This window comes from Clostridia bacterium (genome assembly GCA_017438525.1).
GTDB lineage: Bacteria > Bacillota > Clostridia > Oscillospirales > RGIG8002 > RGIG8002.
The window spans coordinates 19,686-41,374 of sequence record JAFRVI010000022.1; the positions used below are offsets into that span (position 1 = coordinate 19,686).

Sequence of the window (21,689 nt, forward strand, 5' to 3'; positions counted from 1 at the left end):
AAATCCGCGTCAGGTGCGCGGATCGTCGTCGCAGCAGTAGTCCGGCTTCGGCGGCTGCGGCGCCGCGGGCGCGGGCTTCGTCACGTCGCCGAGACCGGTGACCTCGGAGAAGAGCACGCTGCGGTTGACGGCCTCCACCGCGTCGGTGGGAATGATTATCTTGGACGCCTTGCCGTCCGCCATGCGGACGAGCGCGTCGTACTTTTTAAGCTCTATGACGGCGGCGTCGGCTCCGGCGTCCTTGAGCGCCTGGATGCCGTCGGCTTCCGCCTTTTTCGCGAGGTAGATGGCCTTCGCTTCGCCTTCCGCGCGGGCGATACGCGCGTCGCGTTCGCCCTCTGCGGCGAGGATCATCGCCTGCTTGTCGCCCTCCGCGCGGGTGATCGCGGCGGCCTTGTGGCCCTCCGCCTGAAGCAGCGTTTCGCGGCGGTCGCGTTCCGCCTTCATCTGCTTCTCCATCGCGACCTGTATCTCTCTGGGCGGGATGATGTTTTTCAGTTCAACGCGGCTGACCTTGATGCCCCACTGGTCGGTGGCTTCGTCGAGGATCTCGGTCATCTTGGCGTTGATCGTGTCGCGGCTGGTGAGCGTTCCGTCGAGCTCCAGCTCGCCTACGATGTTACGCAGCGTCGTGGCGGTGAGGTTCTCGAGCGCGCTGATGGGGTTGACCGCGCCGTAGGTGAAAAGCTTGGAGTCGAACACCTTGAAGTAGACGACGGTGTCGATCTGCATCGTGACGTTATCCTTCGTGATAACGGGCTGCGGCGGGGAGTCGAGCACCTGCTCCTTCAGCGTGATCCTGCGGGCGATGCGCTCGAAGAACGGGATCAGCACGTGAAAACCGGCCGCCCAGGTGGTCTTGTACTTCCCGAGGAATTCGATGACGTACTCGTGCGCCTGCGGCACTATCTTCATATTCGCGAGGATGAAGAGCAGCACGAATGCGGCGACGACTATGATTACGATTGTTACGGGCTCCATAATAATACCTCCTGAATATTATTATTAACATCGGCATTATACCATATCCGCGCGAAACAGTCAATATAATCGCGTCCGATTTCGGTATTTCGTGAAACAAAAAGAAAAGACGACCCTCGCGGATCGTCTTCCCTGTGGTAGCGGTAGTTGGACTCGAACCAACGACACTCCGGGTATGAACCGAATGCTCTAGCCAACTGAGCTATACCGCCGTATTCTCGGCAACAGCCGTAATTGTGATTATATTACAACGCGGCCGCGTTGTCAAGCAAAAATTTTCAAGTTCGCAAAAAAATATAAAAAAACACTTGACATTTTTCACCCGCGCCTATATAATAATCGTTGCTGCTGTTGTGGCACAGTTGGTAGCGCACCGCCTTGGTAAGGCGGAGGTCACGGGTCCGAATCCCGTCAACAGCTCCATTAGGGAAGCATCCGCTTACGCGGGTGCTTCTTTGTTTTTATCGGCGCGCGTCAGCCGGCGTAGCGTTTTACTATACCGACCAGCGTGCCGACGGCGGCGTCCATGCCCTCGACCGTGGCGTGCTCGTAAGGGCCGTGGAAAGCGTTGCCGCCGGTGCCGAGGTTCGGGCACGGCAGGCCCATGAAGGAGAGGCGCGCGCCGTCCGTGCCGCCGCGGACGGGCTTGCGGACCGGAGTCATACCGCCCTCCGCTATCGCCGCTTCGGCGTTCTCGACCAGGTGCATGCACGGCTCGATGCGCTCGCGCATATTGCGGTATTGCTCGCGGACGGTCAGCTTGACCGTTCCCTCGCCGTAGCGGGCGTTCATATCGGCGGCTATACTTTCAAGCGTTTTCACGCGGGCGGCGAAAGAAGCCGCGTCGTGATCGCGGATTATGTACTGCAGCACGGCGGACGAAACGTCGCCCTGCATATCGGTCAGGTGCCAGAAGCCCTCGTAGCCCTCGGTATCCGCCGGCGTCTGCCCCTTCGGGAGCGCGGCGTTGAACTCCGTAGCGAGCAGCGCGGCGTTGATCATAACGTTCTTCGCCGTGCCGGGATGCACGCTCTTGCCGGTGAAAACGGCCTTCGCCGCGGCGGCGTTGAAATTCTCGAACTCGATGCAGTTCTCCATATCGCCGTCCGCGGTGTAGGCGAAATCCGCGCCGAAGCCCTCGACGTCGAAGTGGTCCGGCCCTCTGCCGACCTCTTCGTCCGGCGTGAAGCCGATGCAGATCTTCCCGTGCGGAATATTCTCTTTCAAAACGCGCTCGGCGAGCGTCATTATTTCGGCGACTCCCGCCTTGTCGTCAGCGCCGAGCAGAGTCGTGCCGTCGGTCGTGATCAGCGTGCGCCCCGCCAGCCCTTTCAGGTGCGGGAAGTCGCGGACGGAAAGCGTCAGTCCGTTCCCTATCGCGACGTCGCCGCCGTCGTAGTCCTCCCACACGCGCGGGCGGACGTTTTCGCCGGGGGCGTCCGGCGAGGTGTCCATATGCGCGATGAATCCGATCGCGGGCGCGTTTTCGCAGCCCGCGGAAGCGGGTATTTCGCCGTAAACGTAACAATACTCGCTCATGCGCACGTTTGAAACGCCGAGCGCGATAAGCTCGTCGCGCAGCGCCTCGGCAAGCGCGAACTGCCGCGCGGTCGAGGGCGACGTTTCGCTGTCCTCGTCGCTCGTCGTGTGGAACGCGGCGTATTTCAGCAGCCGCTTCGCCGCGGCGCTCTCTTCAACTTTTCTGCTCATAGCAACCTCTTTATGCGTAGAATTGTCAGACGGTTTCTATCTTGGCGAAAACCGCATACGTTTATATGACGACCTTGCTTTCCGTTTCTTTCAACTTTTTGCTCTTTATATAACACGCCATACCGAAAAGCGTAAGCGTTATAATGATACCGACAGACAGAGCCATTAAAGCGAGCAAATCTCCTTCCGGATCTTCTCTTATACCATTTGTTATATTGTATAACAAATAGGAGAGCTGAATCGCAATAGTGTTCGACAATAATAAATTCAAAAACAAAATTATAAGCCCCGACAGTTTTTCCGAAAAACGAAAATCGGCATAAGCAAGTGCAAACAGACCGACAAGCAGAAATATCCATGCGCCTGCACCGAGAAAATGGAATGCCGCACCTATCGCAACTAATAAATAGTTCATCAGAATAAGAGCTATTATTTTCAGATATCCTTTCATAAACTCACCTGCTTTCAAATAATCCTTTCGCGGAGCGTTCAGATCTTCTCCAGCTTGTCGGCGATATTGTCGAGCCAGTCGCCCTCGAAAAGCTCTATCGCGCCCTTGTCGCAGGCGGCGGCGAGCTTCGGGTTTATCGGAATGCGCGAAACGGTGTCGACGCCGAGCTTCTTCGCGGTTTCGTCAATGCGGCTCTCGCCGAAGATGCTGTGTTTTCCGTGGCAGTCGGGGCATTCGAAGTAGGACATATTCTCAACGACGCCGAGCACGGGGACGTTGAGCAGGCCGGCCATCTTGACCGCCTTCTCGACGATCATTCCGACCAGCTCCTGCGGCGAGGTGACGACGATGATGCCGTCGACGGGCAGCGACTGGAACACCGTCAGCGGCACGTCGCCCGTTCCGGGAGGCATATCGACGAACATAAAGTCCACGTCGCCCCAGACGACGTCCGACCAGAACTGCTTGACTATGCCCGCGATGACGGGACCGCGCCAGACGACGGGGTCGCTGTCGTTCTCAAGCAGCAGGTTGACGGACATGACTTTAACGCCCGTCGCGGACTGCGCGGGATAGAGGCCGTTTTCGTCGCCCTGCGCCCTGCCCTTTATGCCGAAGGTCTTCGGTATAGAGGGGCCGGTAACGTCGGCGTCGAGGATGCCTACCTGATAATCGCGGCGCTTCATCACCGTCGCGAGCAGGGACGTTACCAGCGATTTGCCGACGCCGCCCTTGCCGCTGACGATACCGACGACCTTTTTGACTTCGGAAAGGTCGTTGAGTTTTTCTTTCAGATCCTGCGGCTCCTGCCTTTCGGCGCAGTTGCTCGCGCAGGTGGAACAATCGTGTGTGCATTCGCTCATTGCGGTTTACCTCCGGTATGTTTTATATTCTGTAACTTATACAGTTTACCACCTTTTTGCCGAAAACGCAACAGCGGAGCGCGGTTTTGTGTATTTTGTCCATTTGTGGAGCGGATATTAAATTAAATTATACGCCCCGACGGGTTGCGGTTTCGCTTTTCATCGGTTATAATAAGCTCGTGAGAATAAAGCGCCGCGGACGCGGCGGAGTTCCTATGGAGGAAAGCTTATGAGCAAGAACGAAAGAGTCCCAATAGACAGCGTTGCGGCGCTGGAGGCCGCGATAGCGCGTATCAGAGAAGCGCAGCGCGTCTTCTCGACCTACACGCAGGAGCAGGTCGACAGGATATTCGCCGCCGCCGCTTCCGCCGCGAACAAGGCGCGGCTGCCGCTCGCGAAGCAGGCGGTCGCGGAGACCGGAATGGGCGTCGTCGAAGACAAGGTCATCAAAAACAATTACGCCGCCGAATACATCTATAACGCATATAAGGACACCCGTACCTGCGGCGTTATCGAGCGCGACCCCGCCTTCGGGATCACGCGCATCGCCGAGCCGCTCGGCGTCGTCGCCGCGGTCATCCCCACCACGAACCCGACCTCGACGGCGATCTTCAAATGCCTGATCGCGCTGAAAACGCGCAACGCGATAATCATCAGCCCGCATCCGCGCGCGAAGAACTGCACCGCCGAGGCGGCGCGCATCATCCGCGAAGCCGCGGAAGCTGCCGGCGCTCCTAAGGGCGTCATCGACTGGATCGACGCGCCGAGTCTGGATATGACCAACCTGCTGATGAAGGAGGCGGACATCATCCTCGCCACCGGCGGCCCCGGAATGGTCAAGGCGGCGTACTCCTCCGGCAAGCCCGCGATCGGCGTCGGCGCCGGAAACACCCCGGCGGTCATCGACGAGAGCGCGGACGTTATCCTCGCGGTCAATTCCATCATCCACTCAAAGACCTTCGACAACGGAATGATCTGCGCCTCCGAGCAGTCGGTAATCGTTCACAAAAAGGTCTACGCCGCGGTCAAGGATGAATTCGCGCGCCGCGGCTGCTACTTCCTCAAGGGCGGCGAGCTCGAAAAGGTCAGAAAGACGATCATCATCAACGGCGCGCTGAACGCCAAAATCGTCGGACAGAGCGCCTTCACGATCGCTTCCCTCGCCGGAGTCAAGGTGCCGGAGGGCACGAAGATACTCATCGGCGAGGTCGAAAGCGTCGAGCTTTCGGAAGAATTCGCGCACGAAAAGCTCTCGCCGGTGCTCGCGATGTATAAGGCCGAAAACCTCGAAGACGCCTTCGCAAAGGCGGAGCGCCTCATCGCCGACGGCGGCTACGGCCACACCTCCTCGATCTATCTCGACGAAACCGCCTGCCGAGACCGGCTCGACGCCTTCGCCGCGAGGATGAAGACCTGCCGCGTGCTCGTCAACACTCCCTCCTCGCACGGCGGGATCGGAGATCTTTATAACTTCAAGCTCGCGCCTTCGCTTACGCTCGGATGCGGCTCCTGGGGCGGCAACAGCGTCAGCGAAAACGTCGGCGTAAAGCACCTGCTGAATATCAAGACCGTCGCCGAAAGGAGAGAGAATATGCTTTGGTTCAGAGCTCCCGAAAAGGTTTATATCAAAAAGGGCTGCACGCCCGTCGCGCTTGACGAGCTCAAAAACACGCTCGGCAGAAAGCGCGCCTTCATCGTGACCGACGCTTTCCTCTACGAGCACGGCTTCACCAAACCCGTGACCGACAAGCTCGACGAGCTCGGCCTTGCGCACGCGACCTTCTTCAACGTCGCGCCCGATCCGACACTCGCGAGCGCAAAGGAGGGCGCCGCGCAGATGAGCGCCTTCAAGCCCGACTGCATAATCGCGATCGGCGGCGGCTCCGCGATGGACGCCGCTAAGATAATGTGGGTCCTCTACGAGCATCCGGAAGCCGACTTTATGGATATGGCGATGCGCTTTATCGACATACGCAAGCGCGTTTACACCTTCCCGAAGATGGGCGAAAAGGCGTATTTCATCGCGATCCCGACCTCCGCAGGCACCGGCTCCGAGGTCACTCCTTTCGCCGTCATCACCGACGAGACGACCGGAGTCAAATACCCGCTCGCGGACTATGAGCTGCTGCCGAATATGGCGATAATCGACACCGATTTCCATATGAGCGCTCCTAAGGGACTGACCGCCGCCTCCGGCATCGACGCGGTCACGCACGCGCTCGAAGCGTACGCCTCCGTTATGGCGACCGACTACACGGACGGCCTTGCGAAGCAGGCGCTGCAGGTCATATTCAAGTACCTGCCCCGCGCTTACGACGACGGGCAGAACGACGTAGAGGCCCGCGAAAAGATGGCCAACGCCGCGACGATGGCGGGAATGGCGTTCGCCAACGCCTTCCTCGGCGTATGCCACTCGATGGCGCACAAGCTCGGCGCGTTCCACCATATCGCGCACGGCGTCGCAAACGCGCTGATGATAGAAGAGGTGCTCCGCTTCAACTCCGCCGAGGCGCCCGCGAAGATGGGCACCTTCCCGCAGTACAGGCATCCGCACGCGCTCGCGCGTTACGCCGAGATCGCCGACGCGCTCGGGCTCGGCGGCAATAACGACGCCGAAAAGCTCGAGAACCTCATCGCCGCTGTCAACGCCCTCAAAGCGAGAGTCGGGATCAAGCCGACCATCAGGGATTACGGCGTTGACGAAAAGGATTTCCTCGACCGGCTCGACGAAATGACCGAGCAGGCGTTCGACGACCAGTGCACCGGCGCGAATCCCCGCTATCCGCTCATGAGCGAGATAAAGCAGATGTACCTCAACGCCTATTACGGCAGACACTTCACCGAAAAAGAGACCCCCGGCGCGAAGAAGCCCGCGCGCCGCGCCAAAGCGTAAAGGAGGAGCGTATGAACCTTAACGAGATCATCGCAGTCAGAAAAAACAAGACCGTCTACCGCGACGGCGACCGCTGCTTAAAGGTCTTCGACAGCGATTTTTCCAAAGCCGACATCCTCAACGAGGCGCTCAACCAGGCGCGCGTCGAGGAGACCGGACTGAATATCCCGAAGGTGCTCGAGGTTACGGTCATCGACGGCAAGTGGGCGATCGTTTCACAGTTCATCGAGGGCAAAACGCTCGCGCAGCTTATGGACGAACACCCGGAAAAGGTGGACGAATACCTCGCGCTTTTCGTCGACCTCCAGCTCAAAATGCACGCGCAGACCTGCCCGCTGCTCAACAAGCTGCAGGACAAGATGAACCGCAAGATAAGCGAGACCGACCTTTCCGCGACGGTGCGCTACGAGCTTCACACGCGCCTTGAGGCGATGCCGAAGCACAAGAAGCTCTGCCACGGCGACTTCCGCCCCTCCAATATCATCATTACGCCGGACGGCGAGCCGTATATCCTCGACTGGTCTCACGCCACGCAGGGCAACGCCTCCGCCGACGCGGCGCGGACGTACCTGCTCTTCTGCCTGAAGGGGCAGGACGCGCTCGCGGAGAAGTATATGCGCCTTTTCTGCGATAAGAGCGACACCGCGAGGCAGTACGTTCAGAAGTGGCTGCCCATCGTCGCCGCTTCGCAGAGCGTCAAGGGCAACGCCGATGAACGCGAGTTCCTCCACCGCTGGGCCGACGTCGTCGACTACGAATAAAACCGCATACGAAAAGCGCCGGAACGCAAGTTCCGGCGCTTTTTTGTTATTATCCGTCAGGTCATTCGACGGTAACGTGAGTGGCGGGGTTGCCGTCCGCGCCGAGCACGGTGCAGTCGTAGGCGCCTCTCTCGTTCTTTACGCTCGTTATCTCGCCGCCGGTGAGCGTGAGATAATCGGAAATGTAGATAGCGGGATCCATCGTGCTGTCTCCGACTATTATCGCGCCGTCGGTGCCGTAGATATCGAGCTTGACGCCCTTCTTGACCATGACGCAGGACTGGCTGTTCTCGCCGTTGATAAGCAGGCCGTAGTTTACGTCGCCCGCCTTGCCGAGCGTGAGCGAGCCGTCGCCGGTAAAGGTCACGCTGCCGCCGTACATCGCGCCCCATAGCACGAGCTGATCGAGGGAGTTATCCCCCTCCAGCTTCACGGTGAAGCCGTTGCCCATGAGGTTCATATCGAGCACGGAGGCGTTGAAGTTCGTCAGCGTGAGAGTGTTGGTCTCCTTATCGTAGACGGCGTTCGGGCTGCTGCCGAGGGTGTTCGGGCTGAAGGTGCCGTCGTCCTCGTAGACGCCCATCTGCGACCACGCGCCGCCCATAACGAGATAGGTGTAGCGAGTGTCGCCCTTCGAGTAGAAGCGCACGTATTCCTCGGAGTTCGCCGTTCCGGTGCCGCTCCATGCGTAGTCGCCGGCGAAATCGGGGTTTAGATTGCCGAGCGTCGGGAAGACGGTGTCGTCCTCCGTCACGACAGGCGTCACCGGAGTGACGACCGAGGAACCGCCGGGCGACGGAGTCACGGACGAGCCGCCTCCGAAAAGCGAGTTGCTGCCGAGCGGGTCCGCGCCCGCGGCGGCGGTCACCACAGACACTATCGCCAGAACGGACGCCGCCTGCATAAGCATAAGCTTCTTCAGCCGCGCGCGCCTGCCGTCCTTCCGGTCGTCGGCGAGGGCTCCGCTGCCCTGCTTGTATTCGTCGTATATCACGCGCTTCGGCTCTTTGGAAATCAGGCAGTCGTCGTAAAACGGATCCGCCAGCTCCTCGACGTCGTTGACTGTGCGCGCAAGCTCGTTTTCTTCGGGCGAGAAGTGAAACTCGCTGTCATAAAACTTTTTCACGGTTCGATCAACTCGCAATCATCAATAAGAGTGAACGTCGACCTGCGGGAACGGGCACTCGACGCCGAGCTTGCGGAAGCCGAGAAGCAGATCGTGGTTGAGCACGCGGGCGCCGGCGTAAAGGTCCTTTTCGTCGACGTTGACGACGAAGCGGAGCACAACGGAGCTGTCGGCGAGCTGCTGGACGCCGAGGTATTTCGGGGGCATCTTCATCATATCGGTGTGGTTGTTATAGATCTCTTCCATCAGAGCGGGGATGGCGGCCTCAAGCTTCTCGAGGTCGGTGCCGTAGGGGATCGCGATGTCGCTGACGCTGCGGGAGAGTCTGTCGGAACGGTTGAGGATCGTCTTTATCGCGGAGTTGTTGACTATCTTGACGTTGTCGCCGGGATCGGTAATGCAGGTCGTGCGGATGCCGATATTGGTAACGGTGCCGCGGAAGCCGTCGATCTCGACGATGTCGCCGACGTTATACTGATTCTCGAAGATCATGAACGCGCCGGTGACTACGTCCGCGATCAAGCTCTCGGCGCTGAAGCCGACGACCAGGGCCAAAATGCCGACGCTGGCGACTATCGTGGAGACGTTGACTCCGATAATGGAGAGGCCCCAGCAGATAATGACTATCGCCGCCACGTATTTCAGCAGGCTGGAGATAACGGAGAGCACGGAGCGGGCGCGGTGGCTCTTCGGATTCGGGATCGAGAGGATGAACGCGAGCAGCGATTCGACGACGATGACGCCGAAGATCATAACGAGCAGCTTGACGATGACCTTGCCGCTGATCTCAACGCCGCTGAAGTCGAGGCTGAAGACCTTCGTCGCGTAGCCGATGCCGACGATCGCGCCGAGCACGACGAGAGCGATTATAAGTCTGATGAGCTTGGATTTGCTTTTCTTTTCCATTTGTTTCTACCCCTTTATTATTTAATCCGCCTTTGCGGGATAATAACTGTTATATGCGGAGCTACGCGAGCTTCGCGGCGCAGCGCAGGATGCGCAGCGTATCGGAAACGGTCGCTTCGCCGTCGCCGTCCATGTCGGCGAGGCGCTTTTCGGAATCGTAGTATTCCTTCGGGTCGATAGCCATGCGGAGCGAGGCGAGCGCGTCGGTAACGGTGACTTCGCCGTCGCCGTCAACGTCGCCCTCCGGTCGCCGGACGGCGTCCTTCAGCTCCGGATACACCGTCGCCATCGCGTAGGCGATCCACGAGGAGTGCTCCTGGTTGCCGACGTCGGAGAACCTGTCCGGATACCACCAGCTCTCCGGGTACATATTGCTCGCCGGAGAGTTCATGAGCATGAACTCGGTCATTTCGTCGACGCGCGCGGTATCGCCGACCGCCGCGCTGAACATCAGCTCCCACGAATACCCCTTGCCGATGACGTGGTTGCCGTAGCGGCCGGTATCCATATAATAGCAGGCGTCGAGCATCGGGTATGCGCCGTAGCTGACAGAAGCGATCTCGCGGTACGCCGCGAAGGTATCCCTCATTATCCGCTCGTCCATGCCGTACCAGCCCGCCGCGATCGGAGCGAGATTAACCCACGACATACCCTTGATGAATCTGTCGCCGTTCGCGATATCGATAAGCTCCGCGTAAACGCGTTTGCCGTTGACCTCGGTGACGAGCGTTTCGTTGATCCCGCCGCGGATGCGCTCGGCGAGCGCGCTCCACTTCGCCGCTTCTTCGGCGTTGCCGAGCGCGGAGTCGAACTCCGCGAATTCGTGAAACACCTGCGAGGCGTAGGCGTTGGTTATCAGGTCGTAGCACTTCCACTTCCTTCCGTCGCGCGAGTGCTCGAGGAAGTCGTTGCGGATGAGATTCAGCCCGTCGTCTATGAAGCCGCCCTCGACGTAGGCGTTGACGTAACGCTTGATTATCGGATAGGACTGCGCGATGAACTCCACGTCCTCGGGCGTTTCCGGAGCCGCGTTCGCGTAGGCAATCCACGCGTGAGCAAGCGCGAGGACGGTATCCGTCTGCGCTTCGGTGCTCTCGAAGGTAACGCGCGTCTTGAACGCTTCGTAGGACGCTTCGCCGCTTATCGCGACGCCGTTGAGCTTCGTTATCAGGCCCTTATAGTTCTTGCGGCCGTACCACGTTATGCTGCCCTCCGGCGAATCCGGCGCGGAAAGCGTCAGCGTGTAGCTGCCGTTCCTGACCGGATCGAGCGGCAGGCCGAACTCGAAAACGACGTAGCCCTTAGCGGACGGCAGCTCCGACGCTTTCAGCTTTACCGTTCCGACGGTGAAACCGTCGCGCTTCAGCTCCGCGTTTATCATGCCGCGTGCGTTATCCTTGCGCGACATCCACACGCCGACGGAGGTTACGGTCGCGTCATCGCCGCTTATCTCCTGCGAGGCGTAAGCGCTCCCGCCGAGCTTTATAAGCGCCGAATACTGCCCCGGCGACGCGCCGGCGTTGTTGCCGTATTCGGTTTCTTTCAGGTCGGATATGACGTGGGTCGGGAAGCTGACGCCGAGGTGCCTGTAGACGCTCAGAACGTAGCGCAGCAGGCGGCGCGAAAGGTCGGTGTCGCCCTGATTCGTATGCATCAGCGACTGGATCGACGTGTCGCGGACGTACATGCAGTCGTAAAGCCCAGTCACCGACGTCGGAGAATAGCCGGACGACGTGATGCGGTTTTTCATCGAGGCGTATGAGTTGGCGTAAAGCTCACGGAGCAGCACGGGCTTCAGCAGCAGCGTCAGCGTTCTGATCTGCTCCTTCTTTTGCGCCTCGGTGCCGCTTTCGAGCGCGGCTTTCGCCGCGATAAGCTCCGCCGCGTATTCGCCGTCGGCGTCGGTCTCCTCGAGCTTGGATATCAGCTTGTCGAGCCCTCTGCCGGACGGCGGCTCTTTGTAAAGCTTGAAGTCGGAAACGTAATAGGTCGCTCCGGCGTTTATCTTCTGATTATCGAAGATGATGTCTATCGAATTGAGCTTTGCGAACTCTTCGCGGAGACCGCCCTGCTCCCACCAGACGTAGCCGCCGTGGAGCACGCTGAACTGCACCTTCACGTAGCCGTTCTCGTCCGGGAACAGCATCGCGGTGCGGAAGTACGGGCCGATGCCGTACTGATTGTAAATCGCCTGATGCTCCTCGTCGCCCTGATAGCCGTAAGGCCCTCCGCACGGCGAACGGCGCATTATAACAAATATCGCGTCTGTGTAGCCGTCGACGCGGAACATGAAGCCGTCGTATTCGCTCAGGTTCATGCCGCAGTTGAAGGTCTTTCCGCCGACGTCGGCGAGTCCGTCGTAGAACAGCTCGTCTTTGACGTGCATGTGGCGCGAGGTCGAGATCGCCTTGATACCGGTGGAGGTGACGTCGAGCCGCAGCGCGCGGGGGACTCCCTGCGAGGCGAGCTCGTCGGTGAAGTCCGCGGTGCGCGGATCGAAGCCGGTCATCAGCAGCTGCTGCAGCTCCGACTTATCGAACTGCTCGAACGCGGGCAGCGGCGTGAAATCGTAGCCCTCGTAGGCGTCGGGCATCTCCTCCGCCTTAACGTGAGTACGCGGCGCAGGCAGCGTCAGGCACCCGAGCGCGAAAAGGCATATGAGTATTATCGCGAGCGCAATTTTCATAGGCGTGTCCCTCCAGAGTGTTTTTTCGGTCGTTTTGTCACTTCTTCGTCAGGCGCATAACGTAAAGTCCGGTCGCGGGATGGTTCATGCCGAACATAACGCGCTTGCCGGAGCAGAAGGAGGCTCTCTCCACCCAGCTTCCCGATCCGTCTGCGACGGTGACCGCTTCGAGCAGCGTTCCGTCGCTGCGGTAGGTGCGCACGGAGCCGTCGTAGGAGCAGGCGGCGAGCATACTGCCGTCCTTCGATACGTCGAAGTCGCGGACGAGCGAACCGTAGCCGCCCATCAGCGAATAAAGTCTGCCGGTAGAGACGGTGAAGATGCGGAGATCTCCCGATTCGGAGGCGCAGACCACGCGTCTGCCGCCGTCAAGGAAGCGCACCTTCGTCACCGGCGCGGTGCGGGTGTTTTTCATCTTGTTTACGCGGGCGCCGGACGCGGCGTCCCAAACGATGACATTTCCGTTCTCGTCGGAGGTGACGAGGCGGGAGCCGTCAGCGGTCAGGTCTATGCCTCTGACGGCGGACGTGTGTCCGGTCAGAGTGTGGCGGAGCGCGAAGCTCGATGCGTCGTAAATCTGCACTTTGGAGTTGCCGAGCGCGAGCGCGACTGTGCTGCCCGCCGCGGCGATGGCGCGGATATCGCTCTCGAGGTCGACCTGTTTGACCTTGTTGCCGGAGGCGTCGAAGACGAACATGGCGCGGGAATAGCTCGACTGGTCGTCGTAGTTCCTGCCGCCGGCGACGACGTATTCGCCGTTGCCCGTGAAGGCGACGGCGTCGTGGTAGACGTGGTAGTTATCGACGTCCCACGCGATGAGGTCCTCGGTCTCGCAGAAGGTCAGCACGCCGTCGCGCGAGCCGGCGACAAGCATTTTGCCGTCCGGAGAGAAGGCGGCGCAGGTGTAAAGCTTGCCCTTGCCGTTCATCTCGCCGAGCAGCTCCGATTTTTTCGCGTTATAAAGCTTGATTGAGCCGCCTCTGCCGACGACGGCGGTGTATTTGCCGTCCGCGGAGGTGACTATCGCCTTGACGCGGTCGCTGCCGAGGTTGTGCACGGTCGCATTGCCGGCGTCGACGGAGATGTTCGCTGTCTGCGAAACCTCGCCGCTGCGCTTGTAGAAACGGACGTAGTCCACGTAATAATACGACGTATCCGGCATACCGCTCGGCAGCTGATCGTTGCCGGGGCCGGAAACGGAGGTGTTCAGTATCAGGAAGTGCGGCTGCGCGCCGAAGCCCCAGCGCATGGAGTCGCTGTTGACGTTCAGCGTCATATAGAGCATACCGTCGACGAGTATCCTCACCTGTTCGGAATCCCATTCCGCGGAGTAAACGTGGTATTCGTCGCTGAGCAGCTTGTCGCGCGAGATCGGGAAGTTGTAGTTCTTCGACATATGGTAACCCTCGTCGCCGAACCAGTGGAGCGTTCCGTAAAGGTTATGCCCCTTGACTATGCCCTCCTCGGTGCTGTTCTCTGCGTCGACCCAGCCGTTTTCCATGATGTCTATCTCGCCGTCGTGCGGCCACATGCTCTCGGCGCCCATCATCCAGATCGCCGGCCAGATGTACGCGCCGCCCGGGACCTTCGCCCTGACGTCGACGCGGCCGAAGGACTGACCGTATTTGCCGGAGGTCTCGAGCGAGGCGCTGGTGGCGTGGTAGCCCTTGTATTCCTCGATCTTGCTCTTGATGACGAGGTTGCCGTTTTCGATATAGTGATTGTTCTCGCTGTCGCGGTAATATATGGGCTCGGTGTCGCCGCGCGTTTTGCCGTCGGCGGGAGTCCACATCGAACGGTCGAGCTTCTCGCCGTCGAATTCGTCCGCCTTGACGAGCTCCCACGCGCCGTAGTCGTACTCCGTCAGCTTCATGGAGCCGCCGGTGCCCTTCTTCAGCACCGCCTTAGCGCTCAGGGTCGCGAGCGAATAGGCGTCCGCGTAGGTTATCGCGAAGTTTCCGCCGCCGAGCGACCTGACGCCGAACTCCTGCTTGGCGTTCGTCATATCCGCCTCCTTCATGAAGAGGTCGAACTCGACGTTGGTGGTCAGCGCGAGGCCGGTGCCCTTGTTGACGATGCGGTAGGCGCCGGAGGCGCATTTGTATATCTGCCACAGCTGCGTGTCGTCGCCGGCGTCCTGGGTGAAGGTCAGCGACTGGTTATCGTCGTGCATAACGAGCGTTTCCGCCCATTTGAGCTGGCGCTCGGTTATCGCGGGCCCGTATGTCAGCACGGTGCCGCGGGAATCGGTTATCTTATAGAACTTTTCGTTCGAAACTGATGAAGCCGTGTGGACGTAGACGCCGCCCTTCGCGGTCTCCAGCGTTTCGGCGTACGCCGCGAGGTTCGATACGTAGCATTCGCCGTCCGACGCGAAGGCGATCGAGTTTATCGAAGGCAGTACGTCGATGAGGTACGTCCCCTCCGCGCCCTTGAAGAAGTCGAACGAAACGCGCATATCCGACGCCTGCGCCGGAACGGGCAGGTCGGCGGCAAAGGCGGTCTCCCCCGCCTTAAGCGTTACGGTCAACCTTCCGGACGGGGCGGCGGCTTCAAAGTGAAATGTCAGTCCGTCCGCGTTCGCGAGCGCGCCGCCGAAGGGGTCTCCGTCGGAGGTCACGCTGCCGGTGAACTTCACCGCGTCGGCGGCGCCGTCCGGAGCGGCGGATCGCTCCGCGGAGGTGAACGCCGCGAGGCCGGGGATCGCAACGGACTCGAACGCGCCGTCCTTCAGCGCGGCGACGGCGCGGCCGATATCGGCGATGGAGTTCTCCATATCGGAGGACTTGCATTCGGGGTCGTCGTAGTGGCGCTTCGCGTTATCGACAGCGCCGGTCAGGTATTTTCTCGTCTGCTCGTCGGCGTTGCCGAAGATAAGCGGCTCCGCTTCCGAGATCTTCGCGGCGAGAGGCGCTTTGTCGTCGACCGGATTGACCTCTTCTTCAGAGTTCGGAGCGCTCGCGCTACCGCCGTTTTCCTTCGGCGAGCAGGCAGCGAACGCCAGGCACATTATCAGCGCGAGGAGCGCGGCTGTAAATCTTCTCATCTCGTTCTCCTTGTCAAATATTCCAGACGCAGTAGTCGGTATTCAGAATGCCCATCGCCGCGAACGGACGCGAGCCGTCCGCGGAGAAGGCGATATCCATGACCCATCTGCCCTTGGGGTTGTCGGTGCGGAGCGCGGTCAGATAAGCTCCGTCGCCGTCGAACAGCTTCACGCTGCCGTCGTAGGACGAAACGGCGATGCGCTTGCCGTCCGGCGAGAACTTCGCCTCGCTGACAAGCTCGGCGAAGCCGCCGAGCGTCGCGGACTGCGTTCCGGTCGCGGAGTCGAACAGGCGGGCGCAGTTATCCGCGCAGACAGCGAGCAGACTCGAGCCGTCCGGCGAGAAGCGCACGCGGCGCACGGAGGACGGGTTGACCTTGTTGGCGGCGCGCACCTGCTTTTTCTTCAGATCGCAGAGGTATATCCTGCCCGCCTCGTCGGAGAAAGCGAGGGAACCGTCCGGCGCGAAGTCGACTCCGCGCATCGCGGCGCCGTCTTCGTTATCGAAGCGGAATACCTGCGTCAGCAGCGGCAGCTCGTAAACGCGCGCGCTGCCGTCCGAGCAGACGGCGGCGGCGAGTTTGCCGTCCGCGGAAACCGCGGCGTTTCTCACGTCGCTGCCGGTCGCGGCTTCGGAAATCAGCGCTCCGTCTACGCCCCAGAGGCGCAGGACGCGGCTTTCCTTCGCGTTCGGCCTGCCGCGCTCGATCGTGTCTCTGCCGCCGGCGAGGAAGGCCCTGCCGTCCGGCGTGAAGGCGGCGAACTCGTTGAAGGTGCCGGCGTCGTCGATGACGAGCGGCGCCTTCGTGAAGTCGGCGCAGTCGTAGATGAATATTTCTCCGTCGCGGTTCGGCACGCACAGCTTGCTCCCGTCCGGAGTGAAGGTGATCGCCTCGACGGCGACCTCCGGCTCGCGCAGCGTGAAGAGCAGCCCGTCTTTATGCTGCCCGTAGACGAAGACTTCTCCGCCCTGCCCCGCGGCGGCGGCGTATCTGCCGTCCGGAGAGGCGCAGACCTTGTTGAGCCATTCGCGCGCCGCGCCGTTGACGTAGTCGGGCGCTTTCGCGTCTTCGACCGGCTCGGCCGCGCAGGTCACTTCTCCGGCGCGCTTGCAGCAGCGCACCCAGTCGATATAATAGAGCGATTCGGCCGGCGTTTCGGGATACGCCTTCTCTTCGCCGGGTCCTCTGACGGAGGTGTTGAGAATGAGGTAGTGCGGGTTGTCGCCGAAGCCCCATTTCTTGCCGTCGGAGTCGAGGTGCATCGCCATATAGAGCATATCGTCGGTGTAAAGGCGCAGGTGGTCGTATTCCCACTCCGCCGCGTAGGTGTGGTAGCGGTCGTTGAGATTCTCGTAATCCTTGAAGCAGAAGTCGACGCCCTTCTCCATGTGCCTGCTGACCTCGGTCGCCCAGTGGAGCGTACCGAAGAGCTTGGAGTCCAGCTCGCCGTGTTCGCCTCCGCCGACGAGCTCCATGACGTCGATCTCGCCCTGGTAGGGCCAGTTGCCGACGATGCCCATCGACCAGAACGCGGGCCATATCCACGCGCCGGTGGCGAGACGCGCGCGCATCTCCATCTTGCAGTAGGTAACGCCGTAGAGTCCGCGCGTATCCATATACGCGCCGGTCTGCGGGATGCCGTCGTATCCGTCGTCGGAGGTGCGGATGACGAGGTTGCCGTCTTCCGTCCAAAAGTTCTCCTTGCGGTCGAGGAAACAGACCGGCTCGGTATCCGGCCTTATCTTTTTGTTATAGACGCCCCATACGCTCCTGTCGAGCTCCTCGCCGTCGAAGTCGTCGCGGAAGGTCTCCACCCATTCGTCCTCGGCGATCTCGAAGAGCGCCCAGACGCCGTCCTTGCAGTTCTCGCAGGTCAGGGGCCTGCCGCCCTCGCCTATTATCGAGAACTTGCCCGGCCCGGCGGGCAGCAGGTCGAAATCCTGCGACGGACAGTTCATATTGACGTCCGTCGGGAAGGGCTTGCCGCGCTCGTCGAGCTGGATATGATTGGCGTTGGATTTGTTGATAACGTGGTATTTGCCGTATTCGGTCTTATAGAGCTGCCACTCCTGCGTATAGTCGCGGGCGCGCTTCTCAAGCGCGAGGTGCTGTCCCTTGTCGGTGTGGATCAGCGACTGCTCCCAGCGCAGGTCGGTCTCCTTTATGCGCGGGACGAGCGCGAGGGCGCGTCCGGTCGCTATGTCGACAATCTTATAGAACCTGTCGTTGCGCGTTTCGGAAACGGGATCCTCGGAGTAAGGCGTGCGGAGATCCGGCTCCACTTGCTCGCTGAAGAAGCAGAGCGGCGTTACACGCACTTCGACGTCCTCGTCGGACTCGAGCGCGACGACGATGCGCTCCGCGCGCCTGACCGCGGGAACGAAAAGGTCGTAAGTCAGCCAAAACGTCGTCTTCTCCTGCGAAAGTCCGATGCCCTCGATATAGGAGAATCCGGCGTCGGAGCCGACGCCTACGGTCAGCGTCGCGTCGCCGCTTCTGCCGTCGTACTCGACCTCGAGCGCGATGCCGTCGCAGGGCGCGGCCTCACGCATCGGGAAGTCGGCGGACTTTCTGCCGCCGGCGGCGACGGTGATGATTTCAGGCAGCGCGCCTTCCGTCCGCTTCGTCTTCGCGGGGCGGACGCTGTTCACCGCGCGGTGAAGCTCGTTCAAAACGGCGCGGTCGCCGGACGCTTTTTCGGCCTCCGCTATGCAGCGGCGCAGGTTCTTCCTGCCGCGTTCGGCTATGCCGGAGCAAAGCAGCGCCTTCTCTGTCGCAAATCGTTCCATAAGAAGTGTCTCCTTGAAGTGTGTTTTACGTATCGGGGATTACAGCTTGACTTCTTCGGTCCAGCCGAGGACGTCCTCGCTTCTTCCGTACTGCAGGTCGGTCAGCTCCTTGTAGAGCTTGTGGGACATATCGCCGATCTTGCCGCCGTTGATGGTGTAGGCGCGGTCGCCGATGTGAAGCTCGCCGATGGGCGAAATGACCGCCGCGGTGCCGCTGCCGAACGCTTCCTCAAGCGCTCCGTTCTCGGCGGCTTCCGCCAGCTCGTCGACGGAAAGGCGGCGCTCGACGACGGGCTCGCCCCAGTGCTTAAGCAGTTCGATGCAGGACATTCTCGTAATGCCGGGCAGGATGCTTCCCTGCAGGGCGGGGGTGACGTATTCGCCGTTGATCTTGAAGAAGACGTTCATCGCGCCGACTTCCTCGATGTACTTTCTCTCGACGCCGTCGAGCCAGAGCACCTGCGAGTAGCCGAACTCGTGCGCGTCCTCCTGCGCCTTCAGCGAAGCGGCGTAGTTGCCGCCCGTCTTCGCGAAGCCCATACCGCCTCTGACGGCGCGGACGTACTTATTCTCGACCCAGATCTTGACGGGGTTCAGACCCTCTTTGTAATAAGAGCCGACGGGCGAGAGAATAATAATGAACAGGTATTCGTGGCCGGCGCGTACTCCGAGGTGCGGGTCGACCGCGATGATGAACGGACGGATGTAAAGCGAAGTGCCGGGCTCCTGCGGGATCCACTCGGCGTCGAGCTTGATGAGCTCCTTGAGCGCTTTAAGCGCGAAGTCGACGTCGATCGGCGGGATGCAGAGGCGCTCGTTGGAAACGTTCATGCGCTCAAAGTTCTTGCGCGGACGGAAGAGCAGCGTTCTGCCGTCGGCGGCGTGGTACGCCTTCATGCCCTCGAAGACCTCCTGGCCGTAGTGCAGGCACATCGCCGCGGGCGAAACGAGTATGTCGCCGTAGGGTACGATCCTGGCGTCGTGCCAGCCCTGTCCGGCGGTGTAGTTCATGATGAACATGTGGTCGGTGAAGTAATCGCCGAAGGTCAGATTGCTGTAATCCGGCTTCTGCTTTCTCTGCTCGACTTTTTCGACTCTGATTTCCATTTTTTCTCTCCTTCTGCCGTATCGGTGCGGCTTTTTGTTTTTTGGCAAACGCCGTCCGATAACAAGGCGTCGTTCGCGTCGGATGGTATTCCGAAATTATAAACCATTGTAATTATACAACGGCGGCGGTCATATTTCAATAATTAGTTGTATTTTCGGTGTAAAAATATCAATTTCGGAGCAAAAAAACTTGCATATCCGCGCGGGATATGTTAAAATATCCGCAGGAACAGACAGCGGGTGTTCCGAAGAAGGGCGGCATGAACGCTGCGGGGACCGGCCGCGAATCATGTCAGGCGGGGAACCGAGCAGCATTAAACGGTACCCGTCTCGTGCAGCCGTAGGGCTGTCCTTCTTCGGGACACCCGCGTTCGTTTATTCATCGGAAACGACAATCTCTCCAACGGAGGCAGTATGAAACAGGCGCTTTACCGCAAATACCGTCCGGCCGACTTCTCGCAGGTCGCCGGTCAGCAACAGGTCACCGTCACCCTCAGAAACGAGGTCGCCGGCGGCAATATTTCGCACGCCTATCTTTTCACCGGCGTGCGCGGCACGGGCAAGACCTCCTGCGCCAGAATACTCGCCAAGGCGGTCAACTGCCTTTCGCCCAAGGACGGCAACCCCTGCAACGAATGCGATATCTGCCGCGCGATCGACAGCGGCACGCTGACCGACGTCATCGAGATCGACGCCGCCTCCAACACCGGAGTCGACAACATCCGCGCGCTGCGCGAAGAGATAAGCTATCTCCCCCAGCGCGCGAAATACAAGATATACATAATCGACGAAGTGCACATGCTCTCCGCGGGCGCCTTCAACGCGCTGCTGAAAACGCTCGAGGAGCCGCCGGCGCACGCCATATTCATACTCGCGACCACCGAAGTCCACAAGCTGCCGGCGACGATACTTTCGCGCTGCCAGCGCTTCAATTTCCGCCGCATCGACGCCGAAGCCATCGCCGCCTACCTCTCGCATATCGCGCAGGCGGAGGGCTTCACCGTCACCGACGACGCGCTGCGTATGCTCGCCGCCGCCGCTGACGGCGGAATGCGCGACGCGATAAGTCTGCTCGACGTCTGCCGCGCCGCGAGCGATACGGTGGACGCCTCCGCGGTCGCCCGCGCGGTCGGCCTTTCCGGCAGCGAACGCGTGCTCGAGCTCTGCGGGCTGATAGCGGACGGCGATATTTCCGGATGCCTCTCCGCGCTCGCCGCGCTCTACGCCGATTCCAAGGAGCCGGAGCGCCTCTGCGAAGAGCTGCTGGCGTGCCTGCGCAACGTCCTCATAGTCAAGACGGCGGATAACGCCGCTTCGCTGATAAACCTCGACCCCGCGGCTCTGGAAAGCACCAAACGCGTCGCAAAGCGCTTCACGCTCGGCAGGGTAATGTCCTCCGTCGCGGCGGTCAATGACGCGATCGCGCGTATGCGCTTCGCCTTCGACAAGAAGACGGAGGCGGAGATGCTGCTCGTTTCGCTCTGCGTCGCCTCCGGCGCCGTCTGCGCGGAACCGGCGGCGCAGCCCGCGGCGAAGCCGAAGCCCGAAGTCAAGCCCGAGCCGGCGGCGCAGCCGCGTTACGTTGAGAAACCGAAACCGGAGCCGAAACCGGAACCCGAGCCGAAACCGGAACCCGAGCCGGAGCCGGAGACGGAAGCGGAAGTTCCGGCGGCAGAACCGCCGCGGAACGACCTCCCCGAACCCGCTCCCGCGCCGTCCGGCGCGAACGCGATGCTCGATGCGGCGCTTCCCGAGATAAAGAAAGCGTCCCCGATGGTCGGCGCCGTACTCGGAGGCGCGAGGTGCGACGTCGACGGCGAGGTCTTCACGATACATTCGTCCGCGACCTGCGTCGTCTCCAACGTCAAGCTCATTTCCGACGCGCTCTTCAACGCGCACGGCAAGCGCTTCAACGTCGTCACGGACGCCGGAGAACCGCCCTTCAGCAAGCTCGACGAGCTCGACGAGCGGCTGAAACAACTTTTTGACTAATTTTGGAGGTTAAGATATGAAAGCGAGAATCCCCGGAGCCGGCGGCATGGGCAACATCATGCAGCAGGCGCAGAAAATGCAGGAACAGATGCAGCAGACTCAGGCCGAGCTCGAGGAAAGAGAGTATGAGACCTCGGCCGGAGGCGGCGTAATCAAGGTCAACATAAACGGCAAAAAGGAGATCACCAAGGTCACGATAGATCCCTCCGTCGTCGATCCGGACGACGTGGAGATGCTCGAGGACCTCGTAGCCGCCGCCGTAAACGAAGCGATACGCACCGTCGAGGAGGACGCGGCCGAGGAAATGGGCAAGATCACCGGCGGCATCGGCGGTCTCGGCATACCCGGTCTTATGTAATTTTCGCCGCCCTTCGCG

At 60.6% G+C, this 21,689-nt stretch carries 14 protein-coding genes, 2 tRNA genes and 1 other RNA gene; 6 read left to right on the plus strand and 11 right to left on the minus strand.

Annotated features, from left to right (window positions below):
* Positions 1-9 precede the first annotated feature (9 nt).
* Both IJL83_01950 and IJL83_01955 read right to left on the minus strand, forming a co-directional pair.
* A complete protein-coding gene (locus tag IJL83_01950) occupies positions 10-981 on the minus strand; it encodes an SPFH/Band 7/PHB domain protein (GenBank protein ID MBQ6552369.1) in 972 nt (323 codons plus the stop codon).
* Between the two features lie 135 nt (positions 982-1,116).
* Positions 1,117-1,193, minus strand: a tRNA-Met gene (locus IJL83_01955).
* Between the two features lie 135 nt (positions 1,194-1,328).
* On the opposite strand from IJL83_01955, the gene IJL83_01960 reads away from it, so the two are divergent.
* Positions 1,329-1,404 (plus strand) — tRNA-Thr (locus IJL83_01960).
* 51 nt (positions 1,405-1,455) lie between these two features.
* Here the strand turns inward: IJL83_01960 and pepT are convergent.
* The 3 genes from pepT to IJL83_01975 all read right to left on the minus strand — a co-directional run bounded on the left by pepT (position 1,456) and on the right by IJL83_01975 (position 4,005).
* Entirely contained in the window at positions 1,456-2,691 is a 1,236-nt protein-coding gene (gene pepT, locus IJL83_01965) for a peptidase T (protein MBQ6552370.1), read from the minus strand.
* 61 nt (positions 2,692-2,752) lie between these two features.
* Positions 2,753-3,142, minus strand: a complete 390-nt coding sequence (locus tag IJL83_01970) for a hypothetical protein (GenBank protein ID MBQ6552371.1) — start codon at positions 3,140-3,142, stop codon at positions 2,753-2,755.
* Between the two features lie 38 nt (positions 3,143-3,180).
* Entirely contained in the window at positions 3,181-4,005 is an 825-nt protein-coding gene (locus IJL83_01975) for an Mrp/NBP35 family ATP-binding protein (protein MBQ6552372.1), read from the minus strand.
* Between the two features lie 229 nt (positions 4,006-4,234).
* On the opposite strand from IJL83_01975, the gene adhE reads away from it, so the two are divergent.
* Together adhE and IJL83_01985 are read left to right on the plus strand one after the other, a co-directional pair.
* Entirely contained in the window at positions 4,235-6,898 is a 2,664-nt protein-coding gene (adhE, locus tag IJL83_01980; protein MBQ6552373.1) for a bifunctional acetaldehyde-CoA/alcohol dehydrogenase, read from the plus strand.
* 11 nt (positions 6,899-6,909) lie between these two features.
* Positions 6,910-7,659 carry a phosphotransferase gene (locus IJL83_01985; protein ID MBQ6552374.1) on the plus strand — a complete coding sequence of 250 codons (750 nt, stop codon included), beginning with the start codon at positions 6,910-6,912 and terminating at the stop codon, positions 7,657-7,659.
* A 61-nt stretch (positions 7,660-7,720) separates the two neighbouring features.
* Here IJL83_01985 and IJL83_01990 read toward each other — a convergent pair whose 3' ends face one another.
* The 6 genes from IJL83_01990 to IJL83_02015 form a co-directional block, all read right to left on the minus strand.
* Positions 7,721-8,785: a hypothetical protein gene (locus IJL83_01990; protein ID MBQ6552375.1), complete on the minus strand. Its 1,065-nt coding sequence runs from the start codon at positions 8,783-8,785 to the stop codon at positions 7,721-7,723.
* A 21-nt stretch (positions 8,786-8,806) separates the two neighbouring features.
* Positions 8,807-9,691 carry a mechanosensitive ion channel gene (locus tag IJL83_01995; GenBank protein ID MBQ6552376.1) on the minus strand — a complete coding sequence of 295 codons (885 nt, stop codon included), beginning with the start codon at positions 9,689-9,691 and terminating at the stop codon, positions 8,807-8,809.
* Between the two features lie 61 nt (positions 9,692-9,752).
* Positions 9,753-12,377 (minus strand): hypothetical protein, encoded by a 2,625-nt coding sequence (locus IJL83_02000; protein MBQ6552377.1) that lies wholly within the window; start codon positions 12,375-12,377, stop codon positions 9,753-9,755.
* 37 nt (positions 12,378-12,414) lie between these two features.
* Positions 12,415-15,423, minus strand: coding sequence for a family 16 glycosylhydrolase (locus IJL83_02005; GenBank protein ID MBQ6552378.1), 3,009 nt, complete (start codon positions 15,421-15,423; stop codon positions 12,415-12,417).
* 13 nt (positions 15,424-15,436) lie between these two features.
* Complete coding sequence (locus tag IJL83_02010) at positions 15,437-18,214, minus strand: family 16 glycosylhydrolase (protein MBQ6552379.1); 2,778 nt, start codon at positions 18,212-18,214, stop codon at positions 15,437-15,439.
* A gap of 39 nt (positions 18,215-18,253) precedes the next feature.
* Positions 18,254-19,321 (minus strand): branched-chain amino acid aminotransferase, encoded by a 1,068-nt coding sequence (locus IJL83_02015; protein MBQ6552380.1) that lies wholly within the window; start codon positions 19,319-19,321, stop codon positions 18,254-18,256.
* A gap of 261 nt (positions 19,322-19,582) precedes the next feature.
* Here IJL83_02015 and ffs point away from each other — a divergent pair.
* The 3 genes from ffs to IJL83_02030 all read left to right on the plus strand — a co-directional run bounded on the left by ffs (position 19,583) and on the right by IJL83_02030 (position 21,671).
* Positions 19,583-19,669, plus strand: an RNA gene (gene ffs / locus IJL83_02020) — signal recognition particle sRNA small type.
* Between the two features lie 66 nt (positions 19,670-19,735).
* Positions 19,736-21,313: a DNA polymerase III subunit gamma/tau gene (gene dnaX / locus IJL83_02025; GenBank protein MBQ6552381.1), complete on the plus strand. Its 1,578-nt coding sequence runs from the start codon at positions 19,736-19,738 to the stop codon at positions 21,311-21,313.
* A 16-nt stretch (positions 21,314-21,329) separates the two neighbouring features.
* Complete coding sequence (locus tag IJL83_02030; GenBank protein ID MBQ6552382.1) at positions 21,330-21,671, plus strand: YbaB/EbfC family nucleoid-associated protein; 342 nt, start codon at positions 21,330-21,332, stop codon at positions 21,669-21,671.
* The last annotated feature ends 18 nt before the right edge of the window (positions 21,672-21,689 follow it).

What these genes read in the sequence shown, in the direction of transcription:
- IJL83_01950 (MBQ6552369.1), bottom strand. Translation starts at nt 981, where the DNA reads ATGGAGCCCGTAACAATCGTAATCATAGTCGTCGCCGCATTCGTGCTG.
- pepT (MBQ6552370.1), bottom strand. Translation starts at nt 2,691, where the DNA reads ATGAGCAGAAAAGTTGAAGAGAGCGCCGCGGCGAAGCGGCTGCTGAAA.
- IJL83_01970 (MBQ6552371.1), bottom strand. Translation starts at nt 3,142, where the DNA reads ATGAAAGGATATCTGAAAATAATAGCTCTTATTCTGATGAACTATTTA.
- IJL83_01975 (MBQ6552372.1), bottom strand. Translation starts at nt 4,005, where the DNA reads ATGAGCGAATGCACACACGATTGTTCCACCTGCGCGAGCAACTGCGCC.
- adhE (MBQ6552373.1), top strand. Translation starts at nt 4,235, where the DNA reads ATGAGCAAGAACGAAAGAGTCCCAATAGACAGCGTTGCGGCGCTGGAG.
- IJL83_01985 (MBQ6552374.1), top strand. Translation starts at nt 6,910, where the DNA reads ATGAACCTTAACGAGATCATCGCAGTCAGAAAAAACAAGACCGTCTAC.
- IJL83_01995 (MBQ6552376.1), bottom strand. Translation starts at nt 9,691, where the DNA reads ATGGAAAAGAAAAGCAAATCCAAGCTCATCAGACTTATAATCGCTCTC.
- IJL83_02000 (MBQ6552377.1), bottom strand. Translation starts at nt 12,377, where the DNA reads ATGAAAATTGCGCTCGCGATAATACTCATATGCCTTTTCGCGCTCGGG.
- IJL83_02005 (MBQ6552378.1), bottom strand. Translation starts at nt 15,423, where the DNA reads ATGAGAAGATTTACAGCCGCGCTCCTCGCGCTGATAATGTGCCTGGCG.
- IJL83_02010 (MBQ6552379.1), bottom strand. Translation starts at nt 18,214, where the DNA reads ATGGAACGATTTGCGACAGAGAAGGCGCTGCTTTGCTCCGGCATAGCC.
- IJL83_02015 (MBQ6552380.1), bottom strand. Translation starts at nt 19,321, where the DNA reads ATGGAAATCAGAGTCGAAAAAGTCGAGCAGAGAAAGCAGAAGCCGGAT.
- dnaX (MBQ6552381.1), top strand. Translation starts at nt 19,736, where the DNA reads ATGAAACAGGCGCTTTACCGCAAATACCGTCCGGCCGACTTCTCGCAG.
- IJL83_02030 (MBQ6552382.1), top strand. Translation starts at nt 21,330, where the DNA reads ATGAAAGCGAGAATCCCCGGAGCCGGCGGCATGGGCAACATCATGCAG.